Source organism: Campylobacter sp. DY7 (assembly GCF_057802535.1).
In genome coordinates this window covers 21,910-30,674 of record NZ_JBYJAU010000016.1, presented here as the reverse complement: position 1 = coordinate 30,674, position 8,765 = coordinate 21,910, and the positions used below count along the sequence as shown (strand labels likewise).

The window sequence follows — 8,765 nt, the reverse complement described above, 5'->3', positions numbered from 1 at the left end:
TTTTTATTGCATTTGTTCTGGTTTTTATGGTTGGTTGGTAGGTTTTTATTTTTTTAGTGTTGTTATTTTTATAAAATCATTTAATATTATTATAATTGCTTGAAAAACTATATAGGAAATTTTATGATAAATCAAGCAACTGCAACTATTTTTGCTGGTGTAAATGGTGTTGGAAAAACGACTTTATATTTTTTAGCACAAGAGAAAGGAATAAATTTAGGTTATCGTATAAATGTGGATGAGATAGCTCAAAGTATTGGAGATTATAAAGATAATAAAACTCTTATTCGTGCTTCTAAAATAGCTTTAACAATGCGTAAGGTTTATACGAATGACAGATTTAATTTCAATCAAGAAACTACGCTTTGTGGAAAAGCTATATTAAACCTATTTAAAGAGCTAAAAGAGAATAATTATAAAATAAATTTATATTTTATAGGACTTGATAGTCCAAAAACAGCAATAGAGCGTGTAAAGATACGAGTTAGTAAGGGTGGGCACGATGTAGAACCGCATTTAATAAATAAAAGATATTATGAAAGTATGCGAAATCTTTTAAAGGTTATACCATTATGCGATGAAGTTTTAATTTATGATAATACGCAAAACTATGAGCTAATAGCAAAAATAACAAATGGGGTGATGGATTTACAAAAAAAGTTAATTGGTTTAATAATTTATTTTTAGAAAAAACAAAATCTCAAAACTAATCTTATTACAATAAATATAATTATTCTAATAGAATATATGGTTTATTTATAAGATTTTAATTTAATTTAGAGCTTGAAAGAAATGGAAATGAAATTTCGTCACCCCAATTAGACCAGCATATCTTTAAAATCTAATTCTAGCAAAACATGGTTTGTAAATAATTTTCTAATTTAAAAAATAATATGAAGTTTATTATTAGATATAACTAGGAAAATTTTAAAGAATTTGAAATAGAAATTGGATTAATATTTTTTTAATATAAACAGCTATTCTTGTATTGAATTTTGCGATTATTTAGGTTTTTGTTTGCTCTAATATTTTTTAAGTTTGGTTTTTTTAATTTATTTTCACTTATTGTAATAGTTTAAATAATTTTGCTTTTAATTGATTTTTTATATAGTTAATATTGAATAAAATGCTTTATATTTTGATTTAACAATAAAATTTCATATAAATATAAATAATTTCAATTTGCGTATCTGTTTATTGTTTATATGTAAACATTATATGTATTTTTATATTTTATAACCTTGTTTTCTAAATTCATTTACAGCGTATTCTCTTGCTTGTTGTCTAATTTTTTCAAGTTGTGTAGCAGATAAATCAGGTCTAGCTTGTCTAACTTTCATTAGTTCAGTATTAACCATCTCATCTACCCACTTATTAACTTGTTTTTTACTGTATTTTTTTGTAGGATTAGGGTTTTGTTTTTCTCTTAGATCTTTTCTAGTACTTGCTTCACAAATTGGTGTAAATATTGCACATATAAGTCCGCCTATTAGACACACTGCTAATAAAGGCAATGACCATTTAACTAGAAGCCACACGCCATACATTATCCCTCCACTGATTAAAAGTGGAATTGCCGATATTAAGTTATATACAATTATAAATAATCCCATTTTTATTTTCTCCTTTTTTAATTTTTATAAGGTGCTAATGAATAAGTATTTTTCTAAAATTTTAGTGTTTTAAACACTTATAGTATTAATTATAATATTGTTTAAAACACATAAATTATAAGCCTAATAACAACTAACTCAATTGATAGAACACATAGCCACCATTATTTATAACACTTTCAGCTGCTTCAATATCTTTATCTATACCTGCACAATGTTTATGATATAGATCTGTTGCTGTTATATCTTCATCACGATTTGTTTCCCCAAAAAAGCTAAGATCTGTAAGAAAACCATTAAGTTCTAATAAGTCGTTTTCTGTAATTAGTATTCTGCTAAATTCACTTTTACCATTTTTGCGTTTGCAAAGATCTTGCAAAAATTGTTGCAATATAGGGCTAATATAATAACCATATTCTACTAGCTCAGCATCTTGTGGCCATTCAAAATCTACTTCTGTAGTAGGTTTTTTCTTTGTTTTATACATAGTTATGATCGTTTCCATTATTTTTCCTTTAAATAAAATTTATTATAAACCGTTATTAAAAACAGGATTTGATATTTATTATACCCCCCCCCATTCTTAATTTTTACTTAAATAGCAAATATAGTTTTATACAATACGGCATTTCAATAATATATAATCCATAACTAGCTATTACTAGGAAAATTTTAAAGAATTTGAATTAGGAAATTGAAAATTATTTTTTTAATATAAACAGCAGTTCTTTTACATGAATTTTGCGATTATTTAGGTTTCTGCTTGCTCTAAAAGTATTATATTTTTGCTCTAATACTTTTAGCTTACCCATTTTTGAAAGTTTAGTTTTAAACTCATTTTCGCTAATTATTCCTTCGTTGTTGTATGAGATTAGAATAATTTTTGCTTTTAGTTTATCTATTAAATCAAAAAAACTCTCACTAGCTTTATTTCTAGAATTATAAGCACTTTTATTCCAGCCTTGTGCTATGCCTGAGATTTTTGAAATATCTTGTGGTTTTATATAATTTGTAATTAGATTTAGCATAAAATAATTTGAGCCATAAGGATGTTCATTATATGGCGGGTCAATATAACATAAATCACAATCAAGTTCATTAGCTAAAACATTAGCGTCCTTTTGAAATACACTAAAAGGTACATTGTAATTTGAAAAAATTGGCATAGGCAAAGTCATTTTCGTAGTAATCCTACTAAGTGCATTCTTGCCTTCGCCACCCCATTGTCCTATGCCGTTTTTGTTTTTATAAAAGCCTTTAAAAACTCCACTTGTATTTACATTTACGCTTGAAATATATAAAAGTGGAGCTAAAAAATACTTTTTGTATTGATGATTTTCTAAAAGCATTCTAGTTGTATCAATAAAACTTGCATTATAATTTGTATAAAAAGCTCTATCAACTTTTTGTATATTTAATTCATCTTTTGGAGAATAAAGCTCTCTTATAAAGCCATTTTCGTTTAAATTATTTATGATATTTTGGCTTAATATTTCATGTTCTTTTAAAAGCTCTTTATAAAAATCATCATTTATATTTGATAAATAGCATTCATTTATTGCTTTGCTATAACTTTCTAAATCATTTGCTATTAAATAGCTTGAGTGTTGTTTTAAAAACCTTGCAACTATTCCACTTCCACTAAACAAATCAACCGAGCTTAATTTATCTTTTTTAAGCTCGGTTTTAGCAAATTCAACGCCTGTGCTAATAAAATCTAGCAAGGAGCGTTTGTTGCCTAAATAAGTAATTATTTGTTCGCTTAAATAGGCTTTATTTTCTTTCATTAAAATGCTTTTTTAGCAAGATTAATTACAGCTTCGTTAAACTCAGCAACCTTAGCAAACTCTAATCCTTGAGCAAGTGCAGCAGTGCCGTATGCAAGATATGCTAAATCTTTTAGCTTTTCATCATCATTATTGCTTATTAATTTTTCTACTAATTCATGCTTTGCATTTAATTGTAAAACGCCTTTAGCATTCATTTTTTCTCCACTAAATTGAGCCATCATTTTAGCCATCATATATTCTTGATCGTTGCTATCATATACAAGGCTTGATAATGAGCTTTCTAGGCTATTTGATAATACTACTTCTTTTACATCGCTTTTTAAGATTTCGCTTAATTTTTCACAAAAGCTTTTTTGCTCTTCGTTTAAATCATCTTTTTTGATTTCGCTTACTTCGTTGATTGCTTTTAAATCATAATCTTTATATTTATGAACCATTGGCATTACAATTGGATCAATCTTATCGCTTAATAATAATACATTTATTCCGTTTTTCTTGTAGCTTTCAAGTAGTGGAGAATGTTTTAATAATTCTTTGTTTTCGCCTATTAGATAATAAATAGTTTTATTTTCGCCCAAATTAGCACAATATTCTTCAAGTGTTATTTGCTTGTCATCTTGGCTATTATCAAATTTGCATAATGTTAATATTTCATCTTTATTTGCGCTTGGGTCAAATAAAGCTTCTTTTAAAACAGCTCCGAATAATTTATAAAATTCGTTATATTTTTCTGCATCGTTTTTTTGTAATTTTTCTAATTCATTTAAGATTTTTTTAGTGCTTATTTCTTTAATTTTTTTCAAAATTACATTTTCTTGTAAAATCTCACGGCTAACATTTAAAGGTAAGTCTTCAACATCAAGCACACCTTTAACAAATCTTAAATAAGTTGGTAAAATCTCTTCTTTTTCGCTAATTAAAACTCTTTTTACATAAAGTTTTATGCCTTTTTCATAATCTACTCTATATAAATCATGTGGAGCGCTTGCTGGTATAAAAAATAAACTTGAATATTCTAATGAACCACCTTCGCTTTTTGTATGCACATATAAAAGTGGTTCTTTGCTATCATAGCTTATGCCTTCATAGAATTTTAAATAATCTTCTTTTTTAAGGCTAGCTTTGTTTTCTCTCCATAAAGCTTTTGCTTTATTAATTTGCTCAAATTTTAGTTCGGTTTTTTTATCATCACCCTCGCCAACGCTAACTTCTTTTTCTAAGAAAATTGGATACGAGATATGATTTGAATACTTGCTTACTAGACTTTCTATTTTATAAGTATCTAAAAACTCATCATCTTTTAGATGAAGAACTATTTTTGTTCCTATGTTTTCTTTATTTGTTTTGCTTATTTCATAGCCGTTTGTATCGCTACTCCATAAAAATGATTCATTGCATAAAGCTTTTTTTGTATATACTTCAATCTTGTTTGCAACCATGAAAGCTGAATAAAATCCAACACCAAATTGACCTATCAAATCGCTATTTTTCTTAGCATCATCACTTAGGTTTTCTAAGAATTTTTTAGTGCCACTTGAAGCTATTGTTCCTAAATTATTGTTTAAATCAGCTTCATCCATTCCTATACCATTATCTTCAATAATTAGAAGTTTTGCGTCTTTATTAACGCTAATTTTAATACTAGGACTAAAGCTAATTCCTTTATATTTATCATCGCTAAGGCTTAAGAAATTTAGCTTATCGATTGCATCGCTTGAGTTTGATATAAGTTCTCTTAAAAATATTTCTTTGTTTGAATAAAGTGAATGAATCATTAAATTAAGTAATTGATTTACTTCGGTTTTAAATTCCATAATTTCTCCTTATTTAATATAGTTTAAAGCAACATAAGTTGCTATTAGTCCAAATATTAAATTTAAAATAATATTTGCACTAAAGGCAACGAAACCAAATCTTTTAAAAAGCTCAATGCTTTCATAAGATATAGATGAAAAAGTAGTAAAAGCTCCTAAAAAACCAACAACTATTAATAATCTAAAATTACTTAAGCTCTCATAATTTTTAGCAAGTGCATAAAATAATCCTATCAAAAAACACCCTAATACATTGACAATTAAAGTTCCTGCGACAAAGAATTTGAATTCGGAATTACGATTTATAAAAGTGCTTAATAAATACCTAAAAACTGCTCCAAAAGAGCCGCCTAAAGCAACCATTAATATATTCACTTATTTTCCTTGAAATATTCATTAATAGCTTCTTGCATTAAATCTCTTGCATTGTCTAATTCGTTAGCTTGCAAAGGTTTTAAAGGTATTATTGTAAGCTTTTTACCTAAGTGAATTGATAGTTTTTTGCTATCTAAAATCTCTTTTGAGCCTATAATTATAACAGGTTGAACCACAACATCAAGCTTAGTAGCTAGCATTGAAGCACCTTTTTTAAATCTTAATAATTCATAGCCATCATTTCTAGTTCCTTCAGGAAACATTGAAATATTTCTATTAGACTCTAGTCTATCTTTTGCTTCGTTAATTACTCTTATAAAATCTCTTGCATTTTCTCTATCAATTGAAATCATTTTAGGTAATTTAATAATATTTCCAAAGAAAAATATCTCTTCAATTTGTTTTTTTGCTATCCAAGCTAAATCTTTTGGATAAACATCTTCAAGTGCGATAATATCAAGCATTGAGCGATGATTTAGAATAATCATTCTAGCGTTATTATCAAATTCGCCTTTTACTTCTATTTTGTAAAAGCATAGTTTTTTAATAAATTTAGCCCATGTTTTTCTAATGATATAATTTTTTTTAGGAAATAAAAACATCAAAATTATTACAATAGCAATGCTTATTGCAATAATTAATGCCAAAAAAATAGTAATGATTTTATTCAATATCTTCATTTTTTACCCAGCCACTCGTATCTTCATCTAAAGCAACTTTAACAAAATCATCTTTTTTTGCTAGAACTTTTACTTCTTTTAAGTTTGTGTTTTTATAAAAAATTGTTGAATTATTTGTAGGTAATATCCTAACATTAGCACCTGCTTTTAATTTGGCATTGCTAAATTCTCCACCATCAATAAATGCAAAAGCAATAAATACTAAAGCAACAGCTATTAAAGAAAAAAACCTTTTAAATATAACAACAATTACAAGACAAATTATAGCTAAAATCAAGCTTCCTATTTGTAAATAAAAATTAATTTCTTTTGTAATAGGATTTAAGTCAGTTTGTGTGCTAATTTCTTCTGATTCCACAACTATATTATTTGAATATTCTATAAAATCATTTTGAATTGGGTCAAAATAAGAAAACGAAAAACTTTTTAAATTGTTTGGAAAAATTAGTGCAATAGAGCATTTTGCATTCTCATAATCTTTGCCTACATTTGTAATGCTTTGAGATTTTACATTTTTTAAAGAAAAGTTATTAAAGTTTGTATTTTCAGCTTTTGCATCCATTCCACAAATTGTGCTTGTTTCATCGTATTCGGTGCATTTTAGATTAGTTATTTTTAAATTACTTGCAACTAATTGCGAATAATCTTTATTGAATTTTAATTCATTTATACTGATATTATTAAGACTAATTTTAGCATTTCCGATTTCTTGCGTATTTCTAAATAGTTTAGCACTAATCGAGTTTAATTTAGCATTTGCTGTATTTGCTTGAAAATAAACACGAGTTTTATACACACCATTTTCGCTACTAAATTTTATATCTTTAGTAAGAACTTGCATATCAATGCTTTTTTCAAATTCTATTTGTGGAGTAAAATTAGTTTTATGGTTTGAATTAATGGTTATATCTGCATAAAAAACTTCTTTAATTTTTACTTCACTTTTTGAAAAATTTGCTTCTATTGCTAGTTCAACAAAATCTTTAAATTCTTCTTTAATATTGCTATTAAAACTACTAGCTTCTTCATTTTGATTAAGGTTTGTATAAACTTGAGCATCCATTACGCTAAGCTCCTTAGAAGGAGCTGCAAAAAGTGTTATAGCAAATATTAAAAAGATTAATTTTTTCATTAATTTCCTTTAATTTCTAATATTTTTAGAGCATCAATTGCTGATTTTAATTGAGCGTCATTATTGATTTGTTCTTGGGTCATTGTGTTTTTATCGTTTTTATTTTCTTTTTTGCCATCAATTTTTTCTAATTCATTTTCTAAATGTTTTTTAAGTTCGCTTTCTTTTATACTAAAGCCTTCTTCTTCCATAGTAACTTTTCCTGGATGAACGACGATATCAGGAGTAACACCAACTGCTTGAATGGTTCTTCCGCTTGGTAAATAGTATTTTGCAATTGTAAGTTTTACACCTTCTTTTGCATTGATTTCTCTAATCATTTGAACACTTCCTTTACCAAAAGTTTTCTCACCTACAATAATAGCTCTTTTTCTATCTTGCATTGCACCACTTACGATTTCGCTAGCACTCGCACTTCCACCATTTACTATGATACTAATAGGAATTGTAGTGTTTATCGCAGCTTTTTTAATTGCAATTGTATCTATTTTAGCATTTTCATCTCTTCCTTTTTGAGATACTAAAACTCCGTTATCTATAAATAAATTTAATAAATCAGTAGCTTGATTTAATAAACCACCTGGATTGTTTCTTAAATCAATTACAATTCCTTTTATATTTTTATTAAGTGTTAAAGCTTCTTTTACTTTTCCTACAACATTTCTATCAAAGCTAGTAATTCTTAAATACAAATAATTAGTATTTTCAATATTTTTAGCATAAACACTTTCAACTTTTATAATATCTCTTGTAATCGTAAAATCTAATGGCTTTTTCTCGCCTTTTCTATAAATTGTAATATTAATCTTAGTATTCGGTTTGCCACGCATTTTAGAAACTGCATCATCAAGACTCATTCCTATTGTGCTTTCATTTTCTATCTTTAAAATAACATCTCCTGCTTTAATTCCAGCCTTATCAGCAGGTGTTCCTTCTATCGGTGCAATAACTGTTATTGCATTATCTTTTACTGATAATGTCATTCCAAGACCACCGAATTCTCCGTTCGTGCTTTCTTGAAGAGATTTGAAATTTTTTTCGTTTAAAAACGCTGAGTGTGCATCAAGATTGCTAAGCAAACCTTCTAATGATTTATCAACTAATTGTTCTATTGTTATTTCATCAACATAGTTTGCCTCTATCATTCTAAAAGTTTTAATTAGTTTAGAAAAAGCTTGTCTTTCTGCTTCTTCATCGGTTTTTGCAAACAACGAAATTCCAAGTGCAATACATAAAAATATTTTTTTATTAAGTTTCACGATAGCTCCAATAAGATTTAAGATAAAGCTGTGATTTTAACGCAATTTTTTAAATACAAGTAAGCGTAAATCTGTAATTTTTAATAAAATACTTAGCACTTT

The 8,765-nt window shown here is 26.8% G+C and carries 9 protein-coding genes; 1 reads left to right on the top strand and 8 read right to left on the bottom strand.

What is annotated here, in order from left to right; genetic code table 11:
- Positions 1-123: 123 nt before the first annotated feature.
- On the top strand, positions 124-687 hold the full coding sequence (locus AC1B00_RS08435; RefSeq protein ID WP_488849255.1) for an ATPase: 564 nt from the start codon (positions 124-126) through the stop codon (positions 685-687).
- Between the two features lie 539 nt (positions 688-1,226).
- On the opposite strand, the gene AC1B00_RS08430 is transcribed toward AC1B00_RS08435, so the two are convergent.
- The 8 genes from AC1B00_RS08430 to AC1B00_RS08395 form a co-directional block, all read right to left on the bottom strand.
- The gene (locus AC1B00_RS08430) at positions 1,227-1,547 is read right to left on the bottom strand and encodes a flagellar biosynthetic protein FliQ (protein WP_488849254.1); all 321 of its coding nucleotides are present in this window, start codon (positions 1,545-1,547) and stop codon (positions 1,227-1,229) included.
- A 199-nt stretch (positions 1,548-1,746) separates the two neighbouring features.
- Complete coding sequence (locus AC1B00_RS08425) at positions 1,747-2,118, bottom strand: hypothetical protein (protein WP_488849253.1); 372 nt, start codon at positions 2,116-2,118, stop codon at positions 1,747-1,749.
- A gap of 196 nt (positions 2,119-2,314) precedes the next feature.
- Positions 2,315-3,400: a DNA adenine methylase gene (locus tag AC1B00_RS08420; RefSeq protein WP_488849252.1), complete on the bottom strand. Its 1,086-nt coding sequence runs from the start codon at positions 3,398-3,400 to the stop codon at positions 2,315-2,317.
- Positions 3,400-5,217 carry a molecular chaperone HtpG gene (gene htpG / locus AC1B00_RS08415; protein ID WP_488849251.1) on the bottom strand — a complete coding sequence of 606 codons (1,818 nt, stop codon included), beginning with the start codon at positions 5,215-5,217 and terminating at the stop codon, positions 3,400-3,402. Before htpG ends, AC1B00_RS08420 begins: the two co-directional genes overlap by 1 nt.
- A gap of 9 nt (positions 5,218-5,226) precedes the next feature.
- A complete protein-coding gene (gene crcB / locus AC1B00_RS08410; RefSeq protein ID WP_239818071.1) occupies positions 5,227-5,592 on the bottom strand; it encodes a fluoride efflux transporter CrcB in 366 nt (121 codons plus the stop codon).
- Positions 5,589-6,272 (bottom strand): lysophospholipid acyltransferase family protein, encoded by a 684-nt coding sequence (locus AC1B00_RS08405; protein WP_488849250.1) that lies wholly within the window; start codon positions 6,270-6,272, stop codon positions 5,589-5,591. The genes crcB and AC1B00_RS08405 overlap by 4 nt, the downstream gene beginning before the upstream one ends.
- On the bottom strand, positions 6,256-7,404 hold the full coding sequence (locus AC1B00_RS08400) for an SH3 domain-containing protein (protein WP_239818073.1): 1,149 nt from the start codon (positions 7,402-7,404) through the stop codon (positions 6,256-6,258). The genes AC1B00_RS08405 and AC1B00_RS08400 overlap by 17 nt, the downstream gene beginning before the upstream one ends.
- Entirely contained in the window at positions 7,404-8,687 is a 1,284-nt protein-coding gene (locus AC1B00_RS08395) for a S41 family peptidase (RefSeq protein WP_488849261.1), read from the bottom strand. Before AC1B00_RS08395 ends, AC1B00_RS08400 begins: the two co-directional genes overlap by 1 nt.
- Between the last annotated feature and the right edge of the window lie 78 nt (positions 8,688-8,765).